This window comes from Acinetobacter lwoffii (assembly GCF_015602705.1).
GTDB lineage: Bacteria > Pseudomonadota > Gammaproteobacteria > Pseudomonadales > Moraxellaceae > Acinetobacter > Acinetobacter lwoffii_E.
Genome location: NZ_CP059081.1, coordinates 799,603 through 824,913, shown reverse-complemented (window position 1 = coordinate 824,913; position 25,311 = coordinate 799,603). Strand labels below are relative to the sequence as shown.

Below are 25,311 nucleotides of genomic sequence, written 5' to 3'. Positions count from 1 at the left end.
GGCACATTTTATGCAGGACAAAAGTCAAAAAAATAGCTAGCAAAAGCCGTTCTTTTCAAGTAGATTGGCGGACTTTTATAGAAAACTGTAGGGGGGATCGTTCGTCTCAAACGATCCTTATAAATATGACTGATCCTTGATCAACGATTAAGAGGATAACGCCGTTGACTAATATCTCTGGGACTCAATCGGCAGCTAAACTGCAAAAAACGCTGGGACTCTGGCACATCATTATTATTGGTTTAGCTTATATTCAACCCATGACCTTGTTTGATACATTTGGTCTGGTATCTGAAGAAAGTAACTTCCACGTTCCCACCTCTTACATTTTTGCACTGATTGCAATTTTGTTAACCTCCTTGAGCTATGGTCATATGATTCGTCGCTACCCTTCTTCGGGTTCGGCCTATACCTATGCGCAAAAATCCATCCACCCGAACGTAGGTTTCATGGTGGGTTGGTCATCCTTGCTGGATTACCTGTTATCGCCAATGGTCAATATCATTCTGGCGGTGATTTATCTGGAAGCACTTTTCCCAGACATGAACCATTGGGTTTGGGTCATTGGTTTAACCGCCTTTATGACCGCGATTAACCTTCGTGGTGCGAGATTTGTTGCCAACTTCAACAGTATGATTGTATTCGTACAATTGGGCGTCATTGCATACTTCACCTGGATGGTTTACCAACTTCTGGAAGGTGGTGTAAATGCAGACGGCACACTGGTCAATGCAAAGTATCAATTGTGGAGTTTAGAGCCATTCTGGAATGAGTTTACGTCTGTTGCTGCCCTGATTACCGGTGCAACCTTACTGTGTTTCTCATTCACAGGCTTTGACTCTTTAAGTTCTCTTGCTGAAGAAACCAAAGATACTGAGAAAACCTTACCTAAAGCGATTTTCTTGACTGCATTATTGGCAGGTATCATCTTCATCATCAGTACTTACTTTATGCAGATCTTCTTCCCGAATGATCCAAAAACTTACTTTGAAGATATCGCTGCAACACAGCCGGATATTTTACAAGCTGTCGGTGGCGTGGCGTTTAAGACAGTCGTACTTTACTTCGCGATTGTGACAGTCATGGCTTCTGGTATTTCAGCACATGCGGGTGTATCACGTCTGATGTACGTGATGGGTCGTGATGGCGTGATCAACAAGAAGATCTTCGGTCATATTAGCCCGAAAAACTACACACCTTCCTACAACATCCTAATCGCTGGTGCAGTGGCTTTAACTGCTGGCTTTATGGATCTTGACTTTGTGGTGTCTTTGATCAGCTTTGGTGCCTTAACTGCATTCAGTTTCGTCAACTTGTCAGTGATTTCACGTTATGCATTACGTGATGGTCGTACCAAGAGTGCTAAAGAGATCATGAACTTTGTCGTTGTTCCTTTACTTGGCTTCATTTCAGTATTTGCATTGTGGCTAGAAGTCGATGAAGCTTCGCTTAAATACGGTCTGATCTGGGCATTTGGCGGTTTCTTGTACTTGGGTTATAAAACCAAAGGCTTCAAGCACCCTGCTCCTCAGCACAATGAATTTGACGATCAATAATATCGTTTCAATTGAAATAAAAAAGGCGCTTCATGCGCCTATTTTATGTCTGTCATGTTTTGATTTTACTAATGCAGATAGCAATCAAAACCCATCTGGGTATTGACCCGATTATTTTCATAACCCAGTTTCTTAATAAACAGACTGCGATTAGACAATAACTTTTGCTCTTCCGGACCTAAACGGGCTTTATTCTTGACGGCCAGTTGATACATTTCATCCACGACATCCTGAAAAATATCACAGATTTCCTCACGCTTGGCAGGCTTTAATTTACGCCCCCGCCAGGTCCATTGAAAATCATCTGAATTTAGGCTCTGCCCCCATTTTTCAATACGCGTATCTAAGCGTTTTTGCATGTTGAGCAAACCCTGCTGTATTTCCGCTTGAGTAATGGGTTGAACTTCCTTCGTTGCTGATGTGGCAGTGCTGCCCTGTTCCGCATTCACGGAAGCTGCAATAGTTCCAAGGCAACATGCGATGACAAATTTTAATAGAGGCTTCAAGGCTGCACCTTTTGTTATATTTGATAAAGTTATAGACTCAAGCATACAATGAAGTGAAAAGCAGTTTATCTATCTGTTACACAAAATAAAAAAGCCACCCAAAGGCAGCTTTTACAATCATCACAAATTTCCGCTTAAAGCGTTTTAAAACCTTGCTGACGCCAAGCTTCGTAGACAATTACTGCAGTAGCATTTGACAGGTTCAAACTTCGCGAGTTTTCTGCCATCGGTAAGCGAATCCAGTGCTTTTGCGGAAACATCAGACGAACATGTTCAGGCAGACCACGAGTTTCCGGACCCATTAATAAAGCTACCGGACGGTTTAAATCCGAAGTATGCGGCGTTTCAGAACCTTTGGTGGTCAATGGATAGATTGCATCCAGCCCAATGCCTTTGCTTGCCAGATCGGCCAGACAGTCTTCAATTTTTTCCCAAATCTGCATATTGGCATATTCGTGATAATCCAGACCGGCACGTTTCAGCTTTTTGTCATCCAGCTCAAAACCCAGCGGCTTGACCAGATGCAACTGTGCTCCGGTATTCGCACATAGACGAATGATATTGCCTGTATTTGCAGGAATTTCAGGCTCATATAAAACAACGTGGATCACAGCTTACTCACTCAATATATTTAATTCAGACAGGACATTCGTCTTGCGCTCGGGCAAAGCAATGCTTTGCTTATCCTCTTACTTCAGGCACAGCCTTCGTCTTGCGCTCGGGCAAAGCAATGCTTTGCTTATCCTCTTACTTCAGGCACAGCCTTCGTCTTGCGCTCGGGCAAAGCAGTGCTTTGCTTATCCTCTTACTTCAGGCACAGCCTTCGTCTTGCGCTCGGGCAAAGCAGTGCTTTGCTTATCCTCTTACTTCAGGCACAGCCTTCGTCTTGCGCTCGGGCAAAGCAGTGCTTTGCTTATCCTCGCTCATGCCATTGCAATTGTTCACGTAAGCGTACAACTTCACCAATAATGGTCAAAGTCGGGGCTTGAATCTGATGTTCGGACACTTTGGATGCAATATCGGCAAGCGTTCCTACTACAACTTTCTGTTCAGGCGTCGTACCTTTAGAAACCAAGGCCACTGGCATGTCGGCTCGCTGACCATGAGCGATTAATTCTGCACAGATTTTCTCCAGTCCCACTAACCCCATATAGAGCACTAAGGTCTGGTTTTCATAGACCAACTCACTCCAAGGCAATTCTGGCGAACCTTCTTTTAAGTGACCGGTCAGAAAACGCACACTTTGTGCATACTCACGATGGGTTAATGGAATACCGGCATAGGCAGAACAACCTGAAGCTGCAGTAATACCCGGGACCACCTGAAAAGTAATCCCGGCAGCGAACAGCTCTTCAATCTCTTCACCACCACGCCCGAAGATAAATGGATCACCGCCTTTCAGACGACAAACCCGCTTTCCTTCACTGGCATATTTCACCAACAAGGCATTAATTCCATCTTGCGGAACCGCATGATTGGAACGTGCCTTACCCACATAGATCTTTTCCGCATCACGACGACATAGATCCATAATTGGTGCTGAAACCAGACGATCGTAAATCACCACATCGGCTTGCTGCATCAAACGTAAGGCTTTTAAGGTCAACAATTCTGGATCACCCGGACCCGCACCGACCAAGTAGACTTCACCTTTTGGCTTTTGCCACTCTTGTAATGCTTGCTCGATCAGGCGATCTGCTTCCGCGATATTGTCGTTGAACACCTGTTCTTTTAGCGGACTGGCATATAAATCTTCCCAGAAAATACGGCGTTCATCCGGATTGACTATTTTAGCCTTAACCGCACTGCGCCATTTTCCTGAAAACTCAGCCAGCTTGCCCATTCCATGCGGAATAGTGGTTTCTAGCTGGGTACGAATCTGGCGGGATAGCACCGGTGAAGTACCGTTACTGGCTACAGAAATAACTAACGGTGAACGGTCAATAATCGCAGGAACCATAAAGCGGCAATGCGGTGGATCATCGACGCTATTGACCAGGACATTTTCCGCTTCACACAGTTCAAAGACCTGACGATTGGTTTCCGCATCGTCAGTTGCCGCAATTACCAGTCGATATGGACGTAATGCAACTTCAGGATGAAAAGCCGCCTGCACATATTGTCCTTGGCTATTTTGCACAATTCGCAGCAGACTCTCTTCAATTTCAGGCGCAATCACATGAATGATCGCACCTGCTTTTTGTAGGAGAAGTGCTTTACGGTATGCAATATGTCCACCACCGACAATCAGACAAGGTTGCTGTTGCAACTTTAACGAGATTGGAAAAATATCCACGAACTACCTCAAAATTTTAAATCTGACTGTCTATGCAATTTTCATGCACATTTAGGGATGCTGAGATCGACAATTAGTCGATATAAGTCGCACCACACATATATGGACGTAATACTTCAGGAATCTCAATGGAGCCATCGGCACGTTGATAGTTTTCCATCACTGCAAGTAAAGTACGACCCACGGCCAGACCTGAACCATTCAAGGTATGCACAAATTCAGTTTTCTTCTGATCAGCACGGTAACGCGCTTTCATACGACGCGCCTGGAAATCACCCATGTTTGAGCATGAAGAAATTTCACGGTAGGTATTTTGGCTTGGTACCCAGACTTCCAAGTCATAAGTCTTGGTCGCACCAAAGCCCATGTCACCACCACAAAGTAAAATTTTACGATATGGAAGTCCGAGTGCTTGCAAAATGCCTTCAGCATGGCCAGTCAATTCTTCAAGCACTTGCATCGAAGTTTCAGGTTTTACAATCTGAACCATTTCGACTTTGTCGAATTGGTGCTGACGGATCAAACCGCGGGTATCACGACCATAAGAACCTGCTTCGCTACGGAAACATGGCGTGTGCGCTGCATATTTCAGTGGCAGACGGTCTGCATCAATAATTTCATCACGTACGAAATTCGTCACTGGCACTTCAGCAGTTGGAATCAGATAAAACTCTTTTTCGCCCTGCAGCTTAAACAGATCTTCTTCAAATTTAGGCAGCTGACCAGTCCCACGCAATGAATCTGCATTGACCAGATAAGGCACATAGGCTTCGGTATAACCATTTTGATCAGTATGCGTATTTAGCATGAACTGGGTAATGGCACGTTGTAAACGCGCCAATGGACCTTTCAATACACTGAAGCGTGAACCAGTTAATTTGGTCGCGGTTTCAAATTCAAGACCGCCCATCATTTCGCCCAGATCCGTATGGTCTTTGATTTCGAAATCAAATTCACGCGGTGTACCCCATTTCAGGATTTCCACGTTATCGCTTTCGTCTTTACCTTCAGGCACAGCTTCATCTGGCAAGTTTGGAATAGATAATAATTTTTCTTCAAGCTCAGTTTGCAGTTCAGCCAGTGCTGCTTCAGCCGCTTTGATTTCATCACCAATCGCAGACATGCGTGTCATGATTTCAGATGCGTCGCCACCTGCTTTTTTAATTTGACCGACTTGTTTGGCACCGGCATTACGTTCAGCTTGCAGGGTTTCTGTCTTGGACTGAATCTCTTTACGGCGTGCTTCTAGAGATGCCCACTCTTCAACATTGAGTTGAACACCACGTTTTGCCAAGGCTACATTTACAGCCTCAATATTATTTCTGAGTAATTTCGGGTCGATCATAATCAATCTTTGCAGAAGAAAAAAACTGGCTATAGTGTAAGCTCTTAACGTCAAAAAATACAGTGACCCTGACCCTAGCTGCGTCCTATTAGCACAATATTTAGGAAGCTGCCTGCTGCAAAATGGCTAAATATTCAGGGCGAATCACTTCATTTAAATCCGCATAGGACACTTTTAATTCAGGCATTCCTGTTGCTGCGGGAGCTAGTTCTCCTGCCGGATACACCATCACCAGACCAGACCTGTCAAAATAATAGTTATCACTCAATTTTAACTGCTGTTGTTGAATCCCTTGCGTATTCAGCCATTGAGTATTGGCTTGATACATTGCATTCAGCAGTTTCTGCTCACCGCCATTTAATAATAGTTGAGACAAGGCCAAACGCTTTCTCTGCTTTAGATCAAAATTGATATATTCCACATGTTTCAGAGAAGCATTTTTACTCCTCGCCAGATTGGAGCTTTTTAAGGAAAAAGTCGCCAAATAAGCACGCTGACCGACAAATTCCACCTTGATAAAGCGCTGATCCAGATAATACGGCTCATCGGCTTTTTTAGGATTTTTCTGGGTGACCTTGGTGAATGCAACAGGTTCGGTATGCTGAATGCGCTCAATAAAATATTGATCAATCCAGTCAATATTACTGTCCACCGTTTGTAGATCAAAGCGTACACAACCCTCTATTTCACACACCACTTTGGCTGCCCCTTTAATTGGAACGGTCTTGGCTTCAATCTGCACAACCCGATCTGTTTGCGCAATCGTTGCCACTGAACTGGATTGAGGCTGACAACCCAACATACTTACAGTGAGTAATAAAACAGCGTAAATTTCAGTAGTTTTAAATAGATTAATCTTCATTTTGAGCTCCCAAAATTTTGCAATTTCATTGACTCGACTTTTATTTATTCTAAGATGCTCTCGTGTTTAGATATAGCTGAACCTTGTAGCCTGTCCAAAACAATCCTGATGATCGGCAATAAAAAAGCAACCTCGAAAAGTTGCTTTTTTAGTTGGTTCATATTGATGCTTATTGATCAATGATGTCCGTACCTTTTGGTGGAGTAAAGTTAAAGGTAGAGGCTGGAATACTGCTATTTACTTTTACATTGCTAAATTTGATATTGGTGGTTTGTCCCAATGAATCCTGCAAGATCATCAAGCTTGGTGCTTTGTTTGCGCCAAAGCTAATGGTCAGGCTTTCAAACACACCATCGGTATTTTTAGGATACAGTGTGTAATAGGTTTTGCCTTTATTTGGCTGAGTCACCCGGTAAGACTGCATAATCTGGCTGGTGTTTCCTGACAGCAATAACGCCGGTGTATTAGCAACCTGCTCATCTAAGCTTTGACGAACGGCTTGTTGCAAGTCAGGATCATAAATCCATACGGTTTTACCCGTGGTTGCAATGACTTGCTTCGACGGTGCGGTCGTTTCCCAATAGAATTTACCCGGACGCTCAACTTTCATCACCCCTTTAAAGGTTTGATTCATATGTTGTGCGGTCAAACCTTTTTTCTGGGTCGCTCTTGGATTGGTTACCTTGGTACTTTGTTCGAAATTTGCCGTCATGCTACGCACATGATTGAGCTGTTTGACCAGACTGGCTGTTGCCTGTTGCTCCGAAGCTGCCACAGGTGCAGCAAACACGGTTGTACTCATCACCGGTGCTAAAGTCACTGCACCCAGAGCCATAGCACAGACGGTTTTACGAAGCATATTCATAATTTCACCTTTATATTTTGCGTGATCGCAATTTATTTGATAGCTCATCTTAAACGAAAATTAAAAGCTAAAATGATAGAAAATAAGAACTTTTGTATTGTTATTAATTCGAAACCGGTTTTTTTGTTCATCATTATGAAGATTTCAGGACAATTTTTACATTATGGAATGTCGCTTAATCTGCCTATTAATTTTCAGGCATAAAAAAACCCACAATAACTGTGGGCTTTTTTCTATCTCAGCGAATTACGCGTCAACAGATACGTAGCGACGGCCGAATTGACCTTTCACTTCGAATTTTACTACGCCATCAGCAGTAGCAAATAATGTATGGTCACGACCCATACCAACGTTTTGACCAGCGTGGAATTCAGTACCACGTTGACGAACGATGATGTTACCTGCAGTTACAGTTTGACCACCGTAAACTTTAACACCTAACATCTTAGGATTCGAATCACGACCGTTCTTAGTCGAACCACCGGCTTTTTTAGTTGCCATGTCTATTTACTCCTCGTAATTAGCCTGAAATAGCTGTAATTTTCAACTCAGTGAACCATTGACGGTGACCTTGTTGTTTACGGTAGTGTTTACGACGACGCATTTTGATGATGCGGATTTTGTCGTGACGACCATGGCTAACTACTTCAGCAGTTACAGTAGCACCAGCAACAACTGGAGCACCGATTTGAATGCTTTCACCGTTAACAAGCATCAATACGTCATCAAACGTAATAGTCGCGCCAGTTTCAGCTTTCAATAATTCTACTTTAAGGGTTTCACCCTCAACTACACGGTGCTGTTTACCACCGCTTTGGATTACTGCGTACATAATGTACTCCAAACAAGCCCGTGTCGTCGTGCCGATAAAGGAATATATCGAACTTAAGACGTACGCCACTGGGGGATATCTAAGGGCGAGGATTTTAAGGGATATTCAAAAAAACAACAAGCCATTTTACTGAAATAATAATGAGCAGGATGCGCTAATTATTTAACTATTAAATAATTTCTATCAAATCAAATACTCAAGATATATTCAGCAACAAAATAATACAGCAGAAATCCGGCCAGTTTGATTAATATACTCAGCCTGACGAATAGGGCGACGCCCCTGACCTTTCCTGATTTTTTATGGCTCGAAATATGGATCGAATCTACATAAGATCTATAAAAAGCTGATTTTTAGTGGAGTTTATGCATTTCTTAGGTTTCACTCATGTTATAAATTGTTAAACTACGCCCAGCGATTTACCAGACTAGAGGTTTTCTTTCACATGACCATCGACTTTAAGCAAGACATTCTCGCTCCTGTTGCTAACGACTTTGCTGCGATGGACACATTCATTAATGAAGGAATTACCTCAAAAGTTGCATTAGTGATGGCCGTCAGCAAACACGTGGTGGAAGCGGGTGGCAAACGTATGCGCCCGATTATGTGTCTTTTGGCCGCCAAGGCGTGTGGTGCTGAAAATTTGGAACCGCACCGTAAACTGGCTGCAATTATTGAAATGCTGCATACCGCAACCTTGGTGCATGATGATGTAGTCGATGAATCCGGTCTGCGTCGCGGCCGCCCGACGGCCAATGCCACCTGGAATAACCAGACTGCGGTTTTAGTCGGTGACTTTCTGATTTCACGTGCTTTTGATTTGCTGGTCGATCTGAACAACATGGTGTTGCTCAAAGATTTTTCGACTGGTACCTGTGAAATTGCTGAAGGTGAAGTGCTGCAACTACAATCCCAGCATCAACCGGAAACCACTGAAGCGACTTATTTGAATATTATTCATGGCAAAACTTCGCGCCTGTTTGAACTGGCCACCGAAGGTGCTGCCATTTTGTCGGATAAAGATGAATTCCGTCAGCCTTTAAAAACCTTTGCCGGACATTTCGGCAATGCTTTCCAGATTATTGATGACATTTTAGATTACACCTCCGATGCGGACACGCTCGGCAAAAATATTGGTGATGATCTCATGGAAGGTAAACCGACCCTGCCATTGATTGCGGCACTGAAAAACACCACCGGTGAGCAACATGAAATTATCCGTCGCAGTATTGCGACTGGCGGTACGGAACATCTGGAACAGGTCATTCAGATTGTCAATGAATCTGGTGCGCTGGATTATTGCCGTCAACGTGCCACTGAAGAAACTGAAATTGCAATTGATGCCTTACAGGCATTACCTGACTCCGAATATCGTCAGGCCCTGATTAATCTGGCCAAACTGGCCCTACACCGAATTCAGTAACTTTTAAACTCGCCTATGCATATTAATTTTCTAGATCTTTTTCAAAACATGCAACACCAGCTTGAACAACCTCGGGCGGTGCTGGATGAAAATCTTCTGATTGAACTGGTTGAAAGAATCAGACCTGAAGACAGCAGAAATACCGAAGAGATCGAAGCGAAATTCAATGCATTTATCCGGGCTTTATTACTCACCCCGAATGCGGTTGCCACGCTTCAAACCTTTACCCTGCGGATCATTAACCGTTATAAACAGACCAGTCTGTTTTCCGATACCGGTATTTTGTCTCTGGATGGTTTCTGGAATCAGCTCAATCAGCGTATTGGCGCGCATATCCTGCCAGTTATTCCGGATCATCAGCAATTACAAGAATTATTTCGCAAGGTTTTTTATCAGCCGACCGATAAATACTGGCTCGACTATTTTGATGAAGATGACTGGCAACGTTTATTTGCAGTCCTGAATCAGGGACATTCCAATCAGCCTGAAAAGACCCGCATTAAAGATCAACTGATCAAGGCACTGACCATTTTGTCTTACCGGATCAGTGGTATTGGTCTGCACCCTGAATTTATTAATGCCCAGCCTGAACTGATGGAATATGAATCTCCCTTTCTGGTACAGAATCGTGAGATTAACGAGTTTATTCAGGAATATAAAAAGCGCTATAACACGGTCACCCTGGTCGATTCGATCACACCACCCGATGCGTCACAAGCGCTGGTGATGCTGGAACAGTGCCATGATGTCGTGGCCAAGATTCGCCGTTCTACCAAGCGGACTGGCGTCAGTGTCAGTCTGACCTATATGCTGGCACTGCTAGAACAGTGTCTGGAACGCGTTGAAATCCTGCTCAATATGGTCATGGATGACGATGATCTGCGTTATCAATCCATTGGCCTGTTTATGGCGGACATTACTGAAGCAATTTATAGCGAACGCAGTGTGCGGGCCCTGTTGGCCACCAATAGTGAACTTTTGGCTTTACAGGTCACTGAAAATGCCAGCAAGACCGGTGAACATTATGTGAGTACCGACAAGCAAGGCTTTCTGGCCATGTATAAATCGGCTGCAGGTGCTGGTGCCATCATCGCGACGATGGCCACCTTAAAAGTTCTGATGACACGCCTCACCATGGCCCCTTTGATGCAGGCCTTTAGCTATAGCATGAACTATTCGCTGGGCTTTATGCTGATTCATGTGCTGCATTTTACCGTGGCAACCAAACAGCCGGCGATGACTGCTGCCGCACTGGCGGCTACTGTACAGCAGCGTAAAGGCTCGAAAATGGCTCAGATTGCCGAGCTGGCCGCGTTGATTGTAAATATCATCCGCACCCAGTTTGTCGCCATTTTGGGCAATATTTCGATTGCGATTCCTGTAGCAGCATTGATTACCTTGTTGTGGGATTTTGCGCTGCATGAACCTTTAATGAATCATGCCAAGGCGGCCAAAACCTTGCATGACCTGAATCCTTTTACTTCGTTGGCAATTCCGCATGCAGCAATTGCCGGAGTATGTTTGTTCCTGTCCGGATTATTGGCCGGTTATTTTGACAATATGGCCGTTTATCGCAAGGTCGGCCCGCGCCTGAAAGCCCATGTGCGTTTATCGCAGCTGATGGGGCAAGAGCGTCTTTACCGTTTTGCTGATTATATCGAACGTAATCTGGGTGCACTGGCGGGTAATTTTATTTTTGGGATCATGCTCGGCAGTATGGGCACCATTGGTTTTATTCTCGGTCTGCCGCTGGATATTCGTCATATTGCCTTTGCTTCTGCCAACTTTATTCAGGGCCTGATTACGATCAATGGTCCCGATATCGGCTTGATCGTGGTGTCTTTTCTGGGTGTGTTACTCATTGGCCTGACCAACTTGTTTGTCAGTTTCACTCTGACAATTATTGTAGCCTTACGCGCGCGCCGGGTACGTTTTGAACAATGGAAACCTTTGGCAAAACTGGTCATGACTCACTTCCTGACTCGACCTAGTGATTTCTTCTGGCCACCCAAGCAAAGCATTGAAATTGACGAAAATCATACATCGACAAAAACTCAAAACTGAGATAATTACAGTATATTTAGCAACAAATTCCTTACGAAAAAAATGGAATTCGCATAAAATACGCACACTTGAAAAAAAGTGTACTGACAAGTACACTTTGGTTCAGACAATTGGCCGATCTGCGAACGGTTAAAAGAACAAGGATTTTTGGCATGCATTACTTGTTACTTTTTGTCGGTATTTTATTTTTAATTTTCAGTGTGTTCATCCTGAATATTCCCGCTTTAAGCAAGCTCGACTTGCAGGCTGTGGAATGGATGAGTCTGTATCGCACCGAGTTTTGGAATCAAATTACTCAGTCCTTATCCCTAATAGGTGGCATGCCATTTGTATTATTTTTATCCACACTATGGTGTATTGCATTGCTGTGGTATAAAAAGTATACAAACGCAATTTTTATATGTATCGGAATTATCGGAGGAATTCTCCTAGCTTGGCTGTTGAAATTTACGATTGCCCGACCCCGACCACCAGAATCCTTGCATCTGGTTGAAAGCTTTGGAAGTTCCTTTCCAAGTGCCCATAGTCTATATGCGGCTTGTCTGGCTTGTTTGGCAATTTACATCCATCGGCAACATTCCCGTTATACCCTCATCGTGATCGGTGCAGTGGTATGGATGCTGATGATGGGGATCTCAAGAGTTTATCTGGGCGTACATTTTCCTTCAGATGTCATATCCGGCTGGAGTATCAGTTTTATTTGGATTTCGTTGTGGTATATGGTCTGGATCAGATATTGCGCGGCTCACAAATAAGAAAATTTAGATATAAATCTAATTAGAGGTGGAATAATGATGTCTGCAAAGCTTTGGGCACCTGCCCTGACTGCTTGCGCATTGGCAACAAGTCTTGCACTTGTTGGTTGTAGCAAAGATCCTAAAGAGGGCCAGCAAGCTGGTGCTCAACAACAAATGCCACCGACTGAAGTCGGTGTTCTTGTTGCACAACCGCAAAGTGTAGAGCAGTCTGTAGAGCTCTCAGGTCGTACAACAGCATTTGAAATTTCAGACGTACGTCCACAAGCCAGTGGCGTGGTGCTTAAACGCTTGTTCACGGAAGGCAGCTATGTGCGTGAAGGTCAGGCCTTGTATGAAATCGATTCAAGCACCAACCGCACTACAGTAGACAATGCTCGTGCAGCGATTGCCCGTGCTGAAGCCAATCTAGGCGTATTGCGTGTGAAGGAAGGTCGTTACCGTCAACTGGTCGGTACCAATGCCATTTCCAAACAGGAATATGATGACATCGCGGCACAGGTCAAACTGGCTGAAGCTGATTTGAATGCCAATCGCGCAACTTTGCGTAATGCCGAAATCAACCTGGGCTATTCGACTGTACGCGCGCCGATTTCAGGCCAGACCAACCGTTCGTCTGTGACGGCGGGTGCTTTGGTAACAGCGAATCAGCCAGAGCCATTGGTAACGATTCAGCGTCTGGATCCAATCTATGTAGATATCAACCAGTCAAGTGCCGAGCTATTACGCTTACGTCAACAGCTTAACCAAGGTAGCTTAAACAGCTCGAACAATACCAAAGTCAAGTTGAAGCTTGAAGATGGCAGTATCTACCCGGTTGAAGGCCGTCTTGCATTCTCTGATGCCAGCGTGAACCCTGAAACAGGTACTGTGACTTTACGTGCGGTATTCCCGAACAAAAATCACCTGCTTCTTCCAGGTATGTTTGCCACTGCGCAAATCGTACAGGGTGAAGTACCGAATGCGTTCCTGATTCCGCAAGCAGCTTTGACCCGTACCCCAACAGGTCAGGCGATGGCGATGCTGGTCGGTGCTGACAATAAAGTGACGCCACGTCCAGTGACTACCGTTGGTTCCCAAGGCAGTAACTGGATTGTGACCGAAGGTCTGAATCCAGGCGATAAAGTGATTGTAGATGGTATTGCGAAAGTAAAACCTGAACAGCAAGTTGTACCAAAACCTTATCAACCTCAAGCTGCTGCGCCACAAGGTGCTGCACCGCAACAGCCTGCAACGAGCGAGAAAAAGGCAGATGATGCTAAAGAGAAACCTGAACAAAAACCTGCTGCAAATGCATAAGGAGTAATGGTTCATGGCTCAATTCTTTATTCATCGCCCGATTTTCGCTTGGGTGATTGCATTGGTGATTATGCTGGCGGGTATTTTAACCATCAGTAAAATGCCGATTGCACAATATCCAACCATTGCACCACCAACCGTAACCATTTCTGCGACTTATCCGGGTGCATCTGCTGAAACTGTTGAAAATACAGTGACCCAGATCATCGAGCAGCAGATGAACGGTATGGATGGCTTGCGCTATATCTCGTCTAACAGTGCGGGTAATGGTTCTTCGTCTATTTCCTTGAACTTTGACCAGGGTGTCGATCCTGATATCGCACAGGTTCAGGTTCAAAACAAATTACAGTCTGCGACTGCCCTGCTGCCTGAAGATGTACAGCGTCAGGGTGTGCGGGTGACCAAATCGGGTGCCAGCTTCCTACAAGTTTTGGCATTCTATTCACCTGATAGCAGCCTGACCGCAGATGACATCAAAGACTATGTTAACTCGAATATTGCTGAGCCTTTAAGCCGTGTGGCCGGGGTCGGTGAAGTTCAGGTCTTTGGTGGTTCTTATGCGATGCGTATCTGGCTGGATCCAGCCAAGATGGCCAGCCTGCAAGTAACGCCAAGTGATATTGCTACTGCAATCCGTACCCAGAATGCACAGGTTGCGGTAGGTCAGTTGGGTGGTGCGCCTGCAGTTCAAGGACAAGTGTTAAATGCGACGGTAACGGCTCAAAGTCTGTTACAAACGCCGGAACAGTTCAGCAATATCTTCCTGAAAAATGCCACTTCTGGTGCGCAGGTTCGCTTAGGTGATGTTGCACGAGTTGAACTCGGTGCAGATAACTATCAGTTTGATTCTAAATTTAATGGCAAACCGGCTGGTGGTGTAGCAATCAAGCTTGCGACTGGCGCCAATGCCCTGGATACCGCACAAGCGGTTGAAGAACGCTTAAAACAGTTACGTCCGAACTATCCGCAAGGCATGGTCGACCAACTGGCGTTTGACACCACACCATTTATTGAACTGTCGATTAAGAGTGTAGTTAAAACCCTGATCGAAGCGATTATTCTGGTGTTCCTGGTCATGTTCCTGTTCTTGCAGAACTGGCGTGCCACCATCATTCCAACCATGGCGGTTCCAGTCGTTGTATTAGGTACATTTGCCGTCATTAACATCTTTGGCTTCTCGATTAATACCCTGACCATGTTTGCCATGGTGTTGGCGATTGGTCTTCTGGTGGATGACGCGATTGTTGTGGTCGAGAACGTCGAACGGGTCATGGTGGAAGAACATCTCGATCCAGTGGCTGCAACTGAAAAATCAATGAAACAGATTTCTGGCGCATTGATTGGTATTACCTCGGTGCTGTCGGCAGTATTCGTTCCAATGGCTTTCTTCGGTGGAACCACCGGGGTCATTTATCGCCAGTTCTCGATTACGCTGGTAACAGCGATGGTCTTGTCACTGGTGGTTGCCTTAACCTTTACCCCTGCCCTATGTGCGACCCTGCTGAAACAGCATGATCCGAACAAGCCGGAAAGTAATGGTATTTTTGCGCGTTTCTTCCGCTGGTTTAATAGCAGTTTTGACAAGGTTTCTGTGAAATATCAGGGCGGCGTCAACCGCATGACTCACAGCAAGATTTTCTCAGGCGTGGTGTATGCCGTGGTACTGGGTATTATTGTGCTGTTGTTCCAGAAACTGCCTTCTTCGTTCCTACCTGATGAAGATCAGGGCGTGGTCATGACGCTGGTTCAGTTACCGCCAAATGCTACCTTGGAACGTACCGACAAAGTGGTCAGCACCATGACCAACTATTTCTTGGAAAACGAGAAAGAGCATGTCGAATCCGTCTTTAGTGTGGCAGGTTTCTCCTTCACGGGTGTGGGACAAAACGCAGGTCTGGCATTTATTAAACTGAAAGACTGGTCAGAGCGTCACAGTCCGGAATCTCAAATCGGTGCCATTATTCAACGTGGTATGGCGCTGAACATGATTGTCAAAGATGCGTCTTACATCATGCCACTGCAATTACCTGCAATGCCTGAACTGGGTGTGTCGGCTGGCTTTAACTTACAGCTCAAAGCTGCAAGTGGTCAAAGTCATGATCAGCTCCTGGCAGCACGTAATACGATTCTCGGTCTAGCAGCACAAGACTCGCGTCTGGCTGGTGTGCGTCCAAATGGTCAGGAAGATAATCCACAGTACCGTGTCATTGTCGATCATGCACAAGCCGGTGCATTGGGCGTGAGTGTTGCTGAAATTAACAGCACCATGGGCATTGCTTGGGGCGGTTCGTATATCAATGACTTCATTGATCGCGGTCGTGTCAAGAAAGTCTATGTTCAGGGTGAAGCTGGCTCGCGTATGATGCCGGAAGATCTGAACCAATGGTATGTGCGTAATAATCGCGGTGAAATGGTGCCATTCTCGGCATTTGCTACAGGCGAATGGACCTACGGTTCTCCACGTCTTGAGCGTTATAACGGCGTATCGTCCATGAACATTCAGGGTACACCTGCTCCGGGTATCAGCTCGGGCGATGCAATGGTGGCCATGGAAGAAATTGTAGCGAAGTTACCAGAAATGGGCTTGCAAGGTTTCGACTTCGAATGGACAGGTCTATCTTTAGAAGAACGTGAATCTGGTGCACAAGCGCCGTTCCTGTACGCCTTGTCACTGCTGATAGTCTTCCTATGTCTGGCAGCCCTGTATGAAAGCTGGTCGATTCCGTTCTCGGTTCTACTGGTGGTCCCATTAGGTATTGTCGGTGCATTATTACTCACCTTTGGTGGAATGGTATTGCTGCAAAACCCGAACCTGTCGAATAACATTTACTTCCAGGTGGCGATTATTGCCGTGATTGGTCTTTCTGCGAAAAATGCGATCTTGATTGTCGAGTTTGCGAAAGAATTGCAGGAACAAGGTGAAGAGTTATTTGAAGCAACCTTGCATGCGGCAAAAATGCGTTTACGTCCAATTATCATGACCACGTTGGCCTTTGGTTTTGGTGTATTACCGCTTGCTCTGGCTTCAGGTGCAGGTGCAGGTAGCCAGCATTCAGTCGGTTATGGTGTACTCGGCGGCGTGATCAGCTCGACCTTGTTAGGTATCTTCTTTATCCCGGTCTTCTATGTCTGGATTCGAAGTATCTTTAAATACAAACCAAAACAACAAAATCAGGAGTATAAGTCGTAATGCAAAATGTATGGTCTATTACAGGTCGTAGCATTGCGGTATCTGCCCTTGCGCTTGCTTTGACCGCCTGTCAAAGCATGCGTAGTCCAGAGCCGGTTGCGCAGGCAAATATCCCGAGCAGTTATGCCAATGCGTCTGGTACTTCTGTAGCAGAACAGGGTTATAAAAACTTTTTTGCTGACCAGCGCCTGTTACAGGTGCTGGATCTGGCATTAAACAATAACCGGGATTTGCGTATTGCTGCCCTCAATATTCAACGAGCCCAGCAACAGTATCAGATTACTGAAAACAATCAGTTACCAACGATTGGTGCCAGTGGTAGCGTATTGCGCCAAGACACCATGAATTCCCAGAATCGTGGTGCAGTCACGACTTATAATGTCGGACTGGGTGTAACTGCATATGAACTGGATTTTTGGGGACGTGTCCGCAGCTTGCGTGACAATGCGCTGGATAGTTTTCTGGCGACCCAAAGTGCTCGAGATGCGACACAAATTGCCTTGATTGGTCAGGTGTCTCAAGCCTGGCTCAGCTATTCATTTGCCAATGCCAATCTGGCTTTGGCTGAACAAACGCTGAAAGCTCAGCTTGAATCGTTCAATCTGAACAAAAAACGTTTTGATGTCGGTATCGACAGCGAGCTTCCAGTGCGTCAGGCACAAATCTCGGTTGAAACAGCGCGTAATGATGTGGCGAATTACCGCACTCAGGTAGCACAGGCACAAAACCTGTTAAACCTGCTGGTCGGTCAGCAAGTGCCTGCGAATTTATTACCAGCACAACGCGTAACCCGCATCACTTCAAATACTGCATTGGGTTCGGGCTTGCCAAGTGACCTGCTGATCAATCGTCCAGATCTTCGTGCAGCAGAATACCGTCTGTCTGCGGCAGGTGCCAATATTGCGGCAGCACGTGCACGTCTGTTCCCAACCATCAGCCTGACCGGTTCAGCAGGTTATGCCTCAACTGATTTAGGCGACCTATTTAAGTCGGGCAGTTTTGCCTGGTCTTTTGGCCCAAGTCTGGATATCCCGATTTTTGACTGGGGTACCCGTCAGGCCAATATCCGTATTTCTGAAACCGATCAGCAAATTGCCTTGTCAGATTACGAAAAGTCGATTCAGACTGCTTTCCGTGAAGTGAATGATGCCTTGGCAGTACGTCAGAATATTGGTGACCGTCTTGCAGCTCAGCGCCGTCTGGTCGAAGCCACCAACACCACCTATCGCTTGTCACAGGCACGTTTCCGCGCCGGAATTGACAGCTATCTGACGGTACTGGATGCACAGCGTGCGTCTTATGCAGCAGAACAAGGTTTGTTATTGCTTGAACAGGCCAATCTGAACAATCAGGTTGAAGTCTACAAAACCCTGGGGGGCGGCTTGAAAGTCAATACGACGGATACCTTGCCGAATACACCGTCTGTATCTGAACAGCGCCGTGCGGCAGAACAACCAGCGCAATAAATTCCAGCCAGATCAGGAAAAGCTCACTTCGGTGGGCTTTTTTTTATTGCATTTTCGAGGCAGTTTTCCTATTGTCATAGACCAGCGATTTATTTAGAAAACATGCACATGTTACTTAGCAATCTGGAATCTGTACCGGGACATACCATTCGCCAGCAAATTGATGTGGTGTATGGCAGTACCGTACGCAGCAAACATGTCGGACGTGACTTATTGGCCGGCCTGAAAAATATTGTCGGTGGTGAGCTCACTGCCTATACCGAACTGCTGGAAGAATCCCGTCAGGAAGCCATGAACCGCATGATTGAAAAAGCCCGCAGCATGGGTGCCAATGCGATTGTCGGCATTCGTTTCTCGACCTCTAATATTGCCCAAGGTGCTTCTGAACTCTTTGTTTATGGGACAGCCGTAGTCGTTGATCCGATCATGCCAAAATTGCCCGACCCTTTTCCGCAGGCAGATTAAAGCATGGATGGTTTAATTCTCCAGATCATCATTTTTGCCATTCTGTTTAGTGTTGGTTTCGGTTTTGGACGTTATAACGAAGGTAAACATTTTCGTTATCTGGATGAACAGGAACAACGTCTGGCCTATATCCGGGTGAACAATAGCCGCTTCGTTGTGTCTGAATATTCCGGACAGATGATCAGCAGCAATGTGGTCATTTCCCATGATTATTTTAAATATGCGATTGCCAATGTGCAGAATATGCTGGGTGGCCGTCTGACCAGCTATGAAAGTGTAGTAGAACGCGCACGACGTGAAGCGATTGTACGTTTAAAACTGGAAGCCGAAAAAATTGGTGCGACTCAGATTATGGGCATTCGGCTCAGCACGACTGAACTCGGTATGCAAGGTGGCATGGTGGAAGTCTTTGCTTATGGCACTGCAATCCAACAACCCGCTCAATCCGTTTAAACATCAGTTCAGAAAAAATCTATTGAGATAATCACGCCTGCTACGCGATCCGCGCAGTCAAATGACTCAACTCGAATCAGTTCGACACCTTTAGGATGAAATGTCGTAGAGGAAATAACTCAGACCGTTGCAATCTTCTTTATTGCAAACGGTTCTGTGCTAGGATCTTGAGAAGTCAGCAAAATAAATATAAATGACATGATGTAGTTTCTTCAGTCTATAAAAACGGCACTTCAATCCCGTCTGTATTTCTTTATTATTTTCCCAGCAATCGTTGGATTTTATCTGGTTTTACAAGCCCTCACCCCTTTGAGCTGGTCAAACTCCCTGTTGATCAGCTGGAATATCGCAATTTACGCTTATTTATTATTGACCATAAAAAACTCTGGCGTATTGATCATGCTCATATCCTGCAACGCGCCATGCAACAGGATGCCAGCAAATGGATCATTCTGTTTCTGGTGATCACCACCCTCATCATGTGTTTTATAGCGATTATTATTGAAATTAATCACTTACCTAAAGATACTACCATCCGAACCGGTCATTTAATCTTGTCAGTTCTGACCATTATTTCAGCCTGGTTCTTGATGCATACGATTTTTGCAATTCATTATGCACATGACTTTTATTTGGCGCTCGACAAACAGCAACAAGGTGGACTGGATTTCCCCAATACCACCAGACCGACTTATCCAGACTTTCTATATTTTAGTTATATCATCGGGACTTCTGCGCAAACTGCAGATGTATCCATTACTTGCCAATCCATGCGAGTCTTGAATACCCTACATTTGCTTTTGGCTTACGGATTCAATACCACCATTCTGGCCATCAGCATTAACGTGACGGCAAACTTTATCAGCACTTAAGCTGGGTTTCTTGGATAGTGGCAATACACTGAAAATGGTGATCTACCGCCCAATTAGCTATCACTACCCAGCGTCTACCTAATCAGTTTTTAAATTAGGTCGATCACACTATTTGATTGCTTCAAGCGGTGAGACCTTTACGCAATTCATCTTCGACGATGCTGAGTTCAATTTCACTAAATTTACGAATCTCACCTTCCGCATGCTTTTCTAGCATGCCACCGAGCAAAGGCACTTTGACTTTGACTGTCCAGTTTAACTGGAACTGGATCTGGTCTTCATCTCCGGTAACTGCACGCTGACAGATGGCTTCGATCGGCAAGTTCGCACCGAGTTGTACCGTCGAAGTCATTTCATTCAGATCGCTGACATCGGTACGCTGCAAACGGAATGCATCTTTGAGTAATTTTTTTGCGATATCCGGAATATTAACATCCAGATTATAAGCGCGTTTCAGGGTATACATATGCCCCTGCTTTTCCGAAACCAGGATTTCCAAGTTTTGCGCAGGAATTCGATGGCAAACTGCCTCATGCAAACGAATATCATTGGCCAAACGCTTAAATTCATCAATAGACACGCCATTGATAATTGCTTTCACGGTGAACTGATGTGCCATGCTATTTTTTCCTTATTTTTATTACGATATTCGCCTATGCCACTCTCGGCTGATGCGAATAAAAATCAGATACAGAGATGACTCTGCAATTTATATCAACTTTATAGCGGATGTCATTATTCTTCTATCGGGAAATTCCGGCAGCCCGGTCAATGTTTGCAACATAGTTTTACTGAAAGCTGTGCCTGTCCACAGCTGATCTGTAGCTGCGCTTCGCCATAATAAATCACGGCATGAAACTCATCGGCACCATCATCTAGACCGGAAATATAGTATTCTGTACCAACCGGAAAATCCTGCAACCAGTCAACCTTATAAAAATCCGAGACCGAATCAAACTGCAAATACAGTTCAGGCTCAGCTTCGATCTTCATCGCCAGTGCAATAAACTTCTGTAATTGTGCTTGATGAAAATCAATGATCATAGCGCTCCTGCCTTTTTAGTCCGGATCATTGCTCGCCAGACTTCGTACATTTTAAATGACTATTTCGAGGATACGACTCGCGAGTTTTGAGGTTTTTCTAGCGCAAGATTATGGCTTAAAGGAGATAAATTATATGGGCTATTTCCGCCAAGGGGCAGAAAAAATCTGAGCTAAGGCATGAGATACCTTTTCTGAATTACAATGGCTTAAGTACCTAGCCTGAGATCTTCAATCGACAGAATGACTGAAAGTTGTGTTCTAAGCACAGTCAGAATGCAAAAGTTCCCTGCGAATTTCATGCCGGTGCTCTTCTCCAAAACGGTCGACATGTGCATAGAATACGCCATAGCGACCGACATAATATTCCAGTGACTGATCATAAAAATTCCAGAAAATAGACCATTCGCCTAAATCCATCTGACGAATCTGGGTGCCACTATGCATCGGCATTTTTTGTAATAGTTCTTGCTGTAACTGTTCGGCCTGTGCCCGATTATCAATATGCACCTGCCGTTGAAAGAATAGCTGTGCCACATCATCAAACAGTTCCAGTTCATAAGCATCCACCAGATGTACTTGCTGCTCTTGCTCGATGACCTCTTGCTCTGTCATGCTGGAAATCTGTGCCGGTTTTTCTGGACGCTGACGCGCCAGATGGCGCTGAGCTTTATAGATCTTTCTGCCGACGATCCAGGCAGCATTCAACATGAATAAAACACATAACAACAGCAGTAATTTCAGCATGGTTGATGATCTCATGTGACTAATTTTATTTTTATGGTTATAGGATCAAGATTCATTTGAATAGTCCCTTTTGACTCAGCATACGTCTATTTTTTGTACAGTGCAAACTTGAAGCTTATTTTTACTCTTTATCCTCTCTGCTTGCTCATTTGTGCCCAGATTCGAACTTCGATTTATTCAAAAATTGATTTACTTTGATTTTTTATTTTTAACTCGGTAATGAGATTCAAGAACTTGAGATAAACAAACAGGACAAATCATCAACAGAACCAATCTTCACATTAATAAATCACAGCAAAGATTCTCAAAAAACTACAATATTGTTCTGTTTTTTACCCTCTTCTTTTTTATCAAATAAACCTTCCCTATAAATGTTCGAGAAAATGAATAATATTATGATTCGTGAAGGGAGGGTCGAAGATATACCTCAAATTATTCAGGTCATTCATGACAGCATTCAGTCCTGTGTACTGGATCATCAGCGTGAAGAAAGCAAAATTCAAACCTGGCTAGAAAAATTTGATCATGCCAGCCTGATTGTCGATATGCTGTATAACGATTGCTGGGTTTATCTCATCTATGACAAGGTCGTCGGGTTCTTATTGGTCAGTGATGCTGGAGAAATCCGGATGCATTATGTGGCCCAACACTGCCAAAGGCTGGGGTTTGGCACCGAGTTATTTCATCAAATGCATCGCGCTTTATTAAAGAAAAAAATTCATCAGATTGAAATACAGTCTACTCAAACTGCCTTAAGTTATTATCAACACTGCGGCTTTCATCCCCATTCTGCCGAGTCAGAAGATGAATCGCGCTATCTGTATAAATATGTTTTTTAATCGACCTCTTTTTCAATTTTTAACTGATCACGTCCTGCCTGTTTAGCGGCGTAGAGCTGCACATCTGCCGCTTTCATCAATTCATGAATATCTGCATAGCCATGGTTTTGTTCAACCCAGGCCGCGCCCATACTAACCGTAACATAATCTTTTGCATCTGGCCGATTCAGATGTTCCATACGCTGTTCCCGAATCTGGTTTAATACATTTTCCAGATTTTTTAGGGCAGTTTGAACTGGCATTCCAGTGAGCAGAATCGCAAACTCTTCACCACCATAACGTGCCAGATAACCAGACGGTGGTAAAGCAGCTTGAATAATCCTAACCAGATTTTTCAGGATTTCATCCCCTTTTAAGTGGCCATAATAGTCATTATAGTTTTTAAAAAAATCGACATCGAGCATGGCAAAAATCAAGGTATGTTGCGGCTGCTGTTGGGTCTGCAAAAACTGCTGCTGGATTTCATGATTTAAGGCACGCCGGTTAAAAGCTCCAGTCAGCGCATCAATATTCATTTGCTGTTCCAGTTTGGCATTCACTTCACGCAGTTGCTGGGTCCGTTCTTTAACTTTTTGATCGAGCGAATTATTGAGGGCGATCAGGTTCAGGTTCAGCTGTTCAGTCTCATAAGTTTGATGTGCATAATGTCTGGACTGCTGAAACATGATTAATAAGGCATAGATACTGGTTGAGATAAAGAACAGATGCGTGGTTTTAATTACATTGATCAGCAATAGATAATCATTCAAAAAAGTTAGACAGAGGAAAATAATTGCAATCAGATTTAAACGCGAATAATGCTCTTTATAACGTAAGGTCTGATAAAAACCGTAAATAAAATTACCGATGATGACCAAGGCAAAAATCGCACTAAATAGGGCCAGACGTTCAAATATCTCAGGAGGTGAAAATAGGGTGAAAGTAATGTTAAAAACCAGTAATGCCACTGCGATATAATAAATCACCGGATTTAGATAGCGCCGGTTAAACAGATGCATATAGCTGAGAAAAAAGAAGGCAGCAATAAAAGTAAACAGATACTCTAAGCGGGTTCCCCACAGCCAGTTGATATTGGTAAATACCGAATAGGCATAAGGTGCAGAAAACAGGTTATGCAGGGCTAAAAAGACAATAAACCAGCCAAAAACAAAGATACTTTTACTGTTACGTTCTCGTGATCCCCTGAATACCGAAAATAGAATAGTAAACACCCCCACCCCAAGTACCGCGCCGCACACCATGGCAATACTCATCATGAGCTGCTGAAATTGGCGATTGATGGTACCTGCAACGCCGATCTGCATCGGTCGTTCGAGACCACCATGCAAGTGGGTATAATTGGAAGCCTGAATGCTTAAGGTAATATATTCAGTGTCTGGAACAAAATAGCCAATACTCGGTGCTTTCTCAGTCACCTGTTTGTCAGGTGTGGTACTGATTTCCCCGAGACGGACAATAAACTGTCCATTGACATATACCCGATAGGCGCCGTATTGGGTTGGAATCCGAATCGCGATGCGTCGCCCGAGAAATTCTTTCGGAATTTTAAAATAACCAATAAAGGTACCGTAGCCAGAGTTTGAACCCGCTAGAGTTTTAAAAGAGGCTGGCAATTCAACTGTTTTTGACTGGAGTACGGGGCTGGGCTGAACAATAAACTGACTCGGATAAAACAGCCATTTTCCCTGCAAGGCACTAGTGCTATGTTCGGTAAAATGAACTTCAGTAATATGGTCGTGAGATTGCTGCTGAAATGACGGCGAAGGGAGTTCATCCTGAGCGATTGCTGAACTTATGATGCAAGTCATCCAGCTCAAGGCACAGACAAATACGAAAAAACAGACATTCCTTATCAAGTTATGCAAATACGTTATATCTCAAAATAATTCTTTATTATTCTTATAATCTACAAGGAATATTTTTGATTTCAAATCTTTTTAGATGTTTTTTGTAGCTTATCCGGCACAGCCTATTTTGAAGCAACTGCACCGGAACCAGCGTATATCTTTGAATAAAAAATATAACTTATATTCAGCAAGTTAAATGATTTTAATCACGTGTTTTTACATCAAACAGTTCAATTTCAAAAATCAGGTTGGAATTGGCTGGAATGACTTTACCCATTTTACGTTCGCCATAGGCCAAATGTGCAGGCACCATCAGTTTACGCTTGCCACCAACTTTCATTCCCAGAATCCCCTGATCCCAACCTTTGATCACACGACCGGTACCAATGACAGTTTCAAAATAATTACCACGGTCAATAGAAGAATCAAACTTGGTTCCATCTTCCAGCCAGCCGGTATAGTGCGTGGTAATTAAGGCACCTTTTACCGCTTCTTTACCTTCGCCTACTTTTAAATCAATAATTTCAAGTTCGTTGATCATGGTTATTTACCTGAGAGGAGCATAAAATTCAAAGCTCAGTATAAACT

Annotated in this window: 23 protein-coding genes and 1 pseudogene; 11 read left to right on the top strand and 13 right to left on the bottom strand. The window is 44.3% G+C overall.

Annotation, left to right across the window (positions count from 1 at the left end):
- The first annotated feature begins 164 nt into the window (after positions 1-164).
- A complete protein-coding gene (locus tag H0S56_RS03890; RefSeq protein ID WP_195725709.1) occupies positions 165-1,556 on the top strand; it encodes an APC family permease in 1,392 nt (463 codons plus the stop codon).
- Positions 1,557-1,624: 68 nt separating this feature from the next.
- Here H0S56_RS03890 and H0S56_RS03885 read toward each other — a convergent pair whose 3' ends face one another.
- The 8 genes from H0S56_RS03885 to rplU all read right to left on the bottom strand — a co-directional run bounded on the left by H0S56_RS03885 (position 1,625) and on the right by rplU (position 8,262).
- On the bottom strand, positions 1,625-2,107 hold the full coding sequence (locus H0S56_RS03885; RefSeq protein ID WP_195725708.1) for a hypothetical protein: 483 nt from the start codon (positions 2,105-2,107) through the stop codon (positions 1,625-1,627).
- A gap of 89 nt (positions 2,108-2,196) precedes the next feature.
- Positions 2,197-2,673 (bottom strand): tRNA (cytidine(34)-2'-O)-methyltransferase, encoded by a 477-nt coding sequence (locus tag H0S56_RS03880; protein ID WP_195725707.1) that lies wholly within the window; start codon positions 2,671-2,673, stop codon positions 2,197-2,199.
- A 302-nt stretch (positions 2,674-2,975) separates the two neighbouring features.
- Complete coding sequence (gene cysG, locus H0S56_RS03875) at positions 2,976-4,358, bottom strand: siroheme synthase CysG (protein ID WP_195725706.1); 1,383 nt, start codon at positions 4,356-4,358, stop codon at positions 2,976-2,978.
- A gap of 73 nt (positions 4,359-4,431) precedes the next feature.
- Positions 4,432-5,703 (bottom strand): serine--tRNA ligase, encoded by a 1,272-nt coding sequence (gene serS / locus H0S56_RS03870; protein ID WP_195725705.1) that lies wholly within the window; start codon positions 5,701-5,703, stop codon positions 4,432-4,434.
- A gap of 100 nt (positions 5,704-5,803) precedes the next feature.
- Positions 5,804-6,565, bottom strand: coding sequence for an RsiV family protein (locus tag H0S56_RS03865; protein ID WP_195725704.1), 762 nt, complete (start codon positions 6,563-6,565; stop codon positions 5,804-5,806).
- A 169-nt stretch (positions 6,566-6,734) separates the two neighbouring features.
- On the bottom strand, positions 6,735-7,430 hold the full coding sequence (gene lolA / locus H0S56_RS03860; RefSeq protein ID WP_005106298.1) for an outer membrane lipoprotein chaperone LolA: 696 nt from the start codon (positions 7,428-7,430) through the stop codon (positions 6,735-6,737).
- A 246-nt stretch (positions 7,431-7,676) separates the two neighbouring features.
- Positions 7,677-7,931, bottom strand: coding sequence for a 50S ribosomal protein L27 (gene rpmA / locus H0S56_RS03855; RefSeq protein WP_004280639.1), 255 nt, complete (start codon positions 7,929-7,931; stop codon positions 7,677-7,679).
- A gap of 19 nt (positions 7,932-7,950) precedes the next feature.
- Entirely contained in the window at positions 7,951-8,262 is a 312-nt protein-coding gene (gene rplU, locus H0S56_RS03850; protein ID WP_004280640.1) for a 50S ribosomal protein L21, read from the bottom strand.
- Between the two features lie 445 nt (positions 8,263-8,707).
- On the opposite strand from rplU, the gene sdsA reads away from it, so the two are divergent.
- From sdsA to H0S56_RS03805, 9 genes and pseudogenes are all read left to right on the top strand, one after another.
- Complete coding sequence (gene sdsA / locus H0S56_RS03845) at positions 8,708-9,685, top strand: All-trans-nonaprenyl-diphosphate synthase (protein WP_004280641.1); 978 nt, start codon at positions 8,708-8,710, stop codon at positions 9,683-9,685.
- Positions 9,686-9,700: 15 nt separating this feature from the next.
- The gene (locus H0S56_RS03840) at positions 9,701-11,749 is read left to right on the top strand and encodes a site-specific recombinase (protein ID WP_195725703.1); all 2,049 of its coding nucleotides are present in this window, start codon (positions 9,701-9,703) and stop codon (positions 11,747-11,749) included.
- 152 nt (positions 11,750-11,901) lie between these two features.
- Positions 11,902-12,504, top strand: coding sequence for a phosphatase PAP2 family protein (locus H0S56_RS03835; protein WP_195725702.1), 603 nt, complete (start codon positions 11,902-11,904; stop codon positions 12,502-12,504).
- Between the two features lie 36 nt (positions 12,505-12,540).
- On the top strand, positions 12,541-13,803 hold the full coding sequence (locus tag H0S56_RS03830) for an efflux RND transporter periplasmic adaptor subunit (RefSeq protein WP_004280644.1): 1,263 nt from the start codon (positions 12,541-12,543) through the stop codon (positions 13,801-13,803).
- 13 nt (positions 13,804-13,816) lie between these two features.
- A complete protein-coding gene (locus tag H0S56_RS03825; protein WP_195725701.1) occupies positions 13,817-16,993 on the top strand; it encodes an efflux RND transporter permease subunit in 3,177 nt (1,058 codons plus the stop codon).
- Entirely contained in the window at positions 16,993-18,459 is a 1,467-nt protein-coding gene (gene adeK / locus H0S56_RS03820) for a multidrug efflux RND transporter AdeIJK outer membrane channel subunit AdeK (RefSeq protein WP_195725700.1), read from the top strand. Before H0S56_RS03825 ends, adeK begins: the two co-directional genes overlap by 1 nt.
- Before the next feature lie 108 nt (positions 18,460-18,567).
- Positions 18,568-18,924: a YbjQ family protein gene (locus H0S56_RS03815; RefSeq protein WP_005104015.1), complete on the top strand. Its 357-nt coding sequence runs from the start codon at positions 18,568-18,570 to the stop codon at positions 18,922-18,924.
- 3 nt (positions 18,925-18,927) lie between these two features.
- Positions 18,928-19,377 (top strand): YbjQ family protein, encoded by a 450-nt coding sequence (locus H0S56_RS03810; RefSeq protein WP_004731922.1) that lies wholly within the window; start codon positions 18,928-18,930, stop codon positions 19,375-19,377.
- A 219-nt stretch (positions 19,378-19,596) separates the two neighbouring features.
- Positions 19,597-20,249 (top strand): annotated as a pseudogene (locus tag H0S56_RS03805) (DUF1345 domain-containing protein).
- Positions 20,250-20,370: 121 nt separating this feature from the next.
- Here H0S56_RS03805 and H0S56_RS03800 read toward each other — a convergent pair.
- From H0S56_RS03800 to H0S56_RS03790, 3 genes are all read right to left on the bottom strand, one after another.
- On the bottom strand, positions 20,371-20,868 hold the full coding sequence (locus tag H0S56_RS03800) for a DUF2505 family protein (RefSeq protein ID WP_004280652.1): 498 nt from the start codon (positions 20,866-20,868) through the stop codon (positions 20,371-20,373).
- Positions 20,869-21,017: 149 nt separating this feature from the next.
- Positions 21,018-21,293: a hypothetical protein gene (locus tag H0S56_RS03795; RefSeq protein WP_195725699.1), complete on the bottom strand. Its 276-nt coding sequence runs from the start codon at positions 21,291-21,293 to the stop codon at positions 21,018-21,020.
- 258 nt (positions 21,294-21,551) lie between these two features.
- Positions 21,552-22,037: a hypothetical protein gene (locus H0S56_RS03790; protein ID WP_195725698.1), complete on the bottom strand. Its 486-nt coding sequence runs from the start codon at positions 22,035-22,037 to the stop codon at positions 21,552-21,554.
- Between the two features lie 371 nt (positions 22,038-22,408).
- Here H0S56_RS03790 and H0S56_RS03785 point away from each other — a divergent pair, with 371 nt between their 5' ends.
- Positions 22,409-22,876, top strand: a complete 468-nt coding sequence (locus tag H0S56_RS03785; RefSeq protein ID WP_195725697.1) for a GNAT family N-acetyltransferase — start codon at positions 22,409-22,411, stop codon at positions 22,874-22,876.
- Here H0S56_RS03785 and H0S56_RS03780 read toward each other — a convergent pair.
- A complete protein-coding gene (locus tag H0S56_RS03780; protein ID WP_071850820.1) occupies positions 22,873-24,684 on the bottom strand; it encodes a sensor domain-containing diguanylate cyclase in 1,812 nt (603 codons plus the stop codon). The two genes, H0S56_RS03785 and H0S56_RS03780, sit on opposite strands and share 4 nt — an antisense overlap.
- A gap of 241 nt (positions 24,685-24,925) precedes the next feature.
- A complete protein-coding gene (locus H0S56_RS03775) occupies positions 24,926-25,264 on the bottom strand; it encodes an FKBP-type peptidyl-prolyl cis-trans isomerase (protein ID WP_004280661.1) in 339 nt (112 codons plus the stop codon).
- Positions 25,265-25,311 lie beyond the last annotated feature (47 nt).

Bases quoted from the DNA above. Each gene is read 5' to 3' on its own strand.
- H0S56_RS03835 (WP_195725702.1), top strand. From the start codon at position 11,902: ATGCATTACTTGTTACTTTTTGTCGGTATTTTATTTTTAATTTTCAGT.
- adeK (WP_195725700.1), top strand. From the start codon at position 16,993: ATGCAAAATGTATGGTCTATTACAGGTCGTAGCATTGCGGTATCTGCC.
- rplU (WP_004280640.1), bottom strand. From the start codon at position 8,262: ATGTACGCAGTAATCCAAAGCGGTGGTAAACAGCACCGTGTAGTTGAG.
- H0S56_RS03815 (WP_005104015.1), top strand. From the start codon at position 18,568: ATGTTACTTAGCAATCTGGAATCTGTACCGGGACATACCATTCGCCAG.
- H0S56_RS03775 (WP_004280661.1), bottom strand. From the start codon at position 25,264: ATGATCAACGAACTTGAAATTATTGATTTAAAAGTAGGCGAAGGTAAA.
- H0S56_RS03810 (WP_004731922.1), top strand. From the start codon at position 18,928: ATGGATGGTTTAATTCTCCAGATCATCATTTTTGCCATTCTGTTTAGT.
- lolA (WP_005106298.1), bottom strand. From the start codon at position 7,430: ATGAATATGCTTCGTAAAACCGTCTGTGCTATGGCTCTGGGTGCAGTG.
- H0S56_RS03840 (WP_195725703.1), top strand. From the start codon at position 9,701: ATGCATATTAATTTTCTAGATCTTTTTCAAAACATGCAACACCAGCTT.
- H0S56_RS03795 (WP_195725699.1), bottom strand. From the start codon at position 21,293: ATGATCATTGATTTTCATCAAGCACAATTACAGAAGTTTATTGCACTG.
- rpmA (WP_004280639.1), bottom strand. From the start codon at position 7,931: ATGGCAACTAAAAAAGCCGGTGGTTCGACTAAGAACGGTCGTGATTCG.
- H0S56_RS03785 (WP_195725697.1), top strand. From the start codon at position 22,409: ATGTTCGAGAAAATGAATAATATTATGATTCGTGAAGGGAGGGTCGAA.
- H0S56_RS03800 (WP_004280652.1), bottom strand. From the start codon at position 20,868: ATGGCACATCAGTTCACCGTGAAAGCAATTATCAATGGCGTGTCTATT.
- H0S56_RS03885 (WP_195725708.1), bottom strand. From the start codon at position 2,107: ATGCTTGAGTCTATAACTTTATCAAATATAACAAAAGGTGCAGCCTTG.
- H0S56_RS03780 (WP_071850820.1), bottom strand. From the start codon at position 24,684: ATGACTTGCATCATAAGTTCAGCAATCGCTCAGGATGAACTCCCTTCG.
- H0S56_RS03790 (WP_195725698.1), bottom strand. From the start codon at position 22,037: ATGCTGAAATTACTGCTGTTGTTATGTGTTTTATTCATGTTGAATGCT.
- H0S56_RS03830 (WP_004280644.1), top strand. From the start codon at position 12,541: ATGATGTCTGCAAAGCTTTGGGCACCTGCCCTGACTGCTTGCGCATTG.
- H0S56_RS03825 (WP_195725701.1), top strand. From the start codon at position 13,817: ATGGCTCAATTCTTTATTCATCGCCCGATTTTCGCTTGGGTGATTGCA.
- sdsA (WP_004280641.1), top strand. From the start codon at position 8,708: ATGACCATCGACTTTAAGCAAGACATTCTCGCTCCTGTTGCTAACGAC.
- H0S56_RS03865 (WP_195725704.1), bottom strand. From the start codon at position 6,565: ATGAAGATTAATCTATTTAAAACTACTGAAATTTACGCTGTTTTATTA.
- serS (WP_195725705.1), bottom strand. From the start codon at position 5,703: ATGATCGACCCGAAATTACTCAGAAATAATATTGAGGCTGTAAATGTA.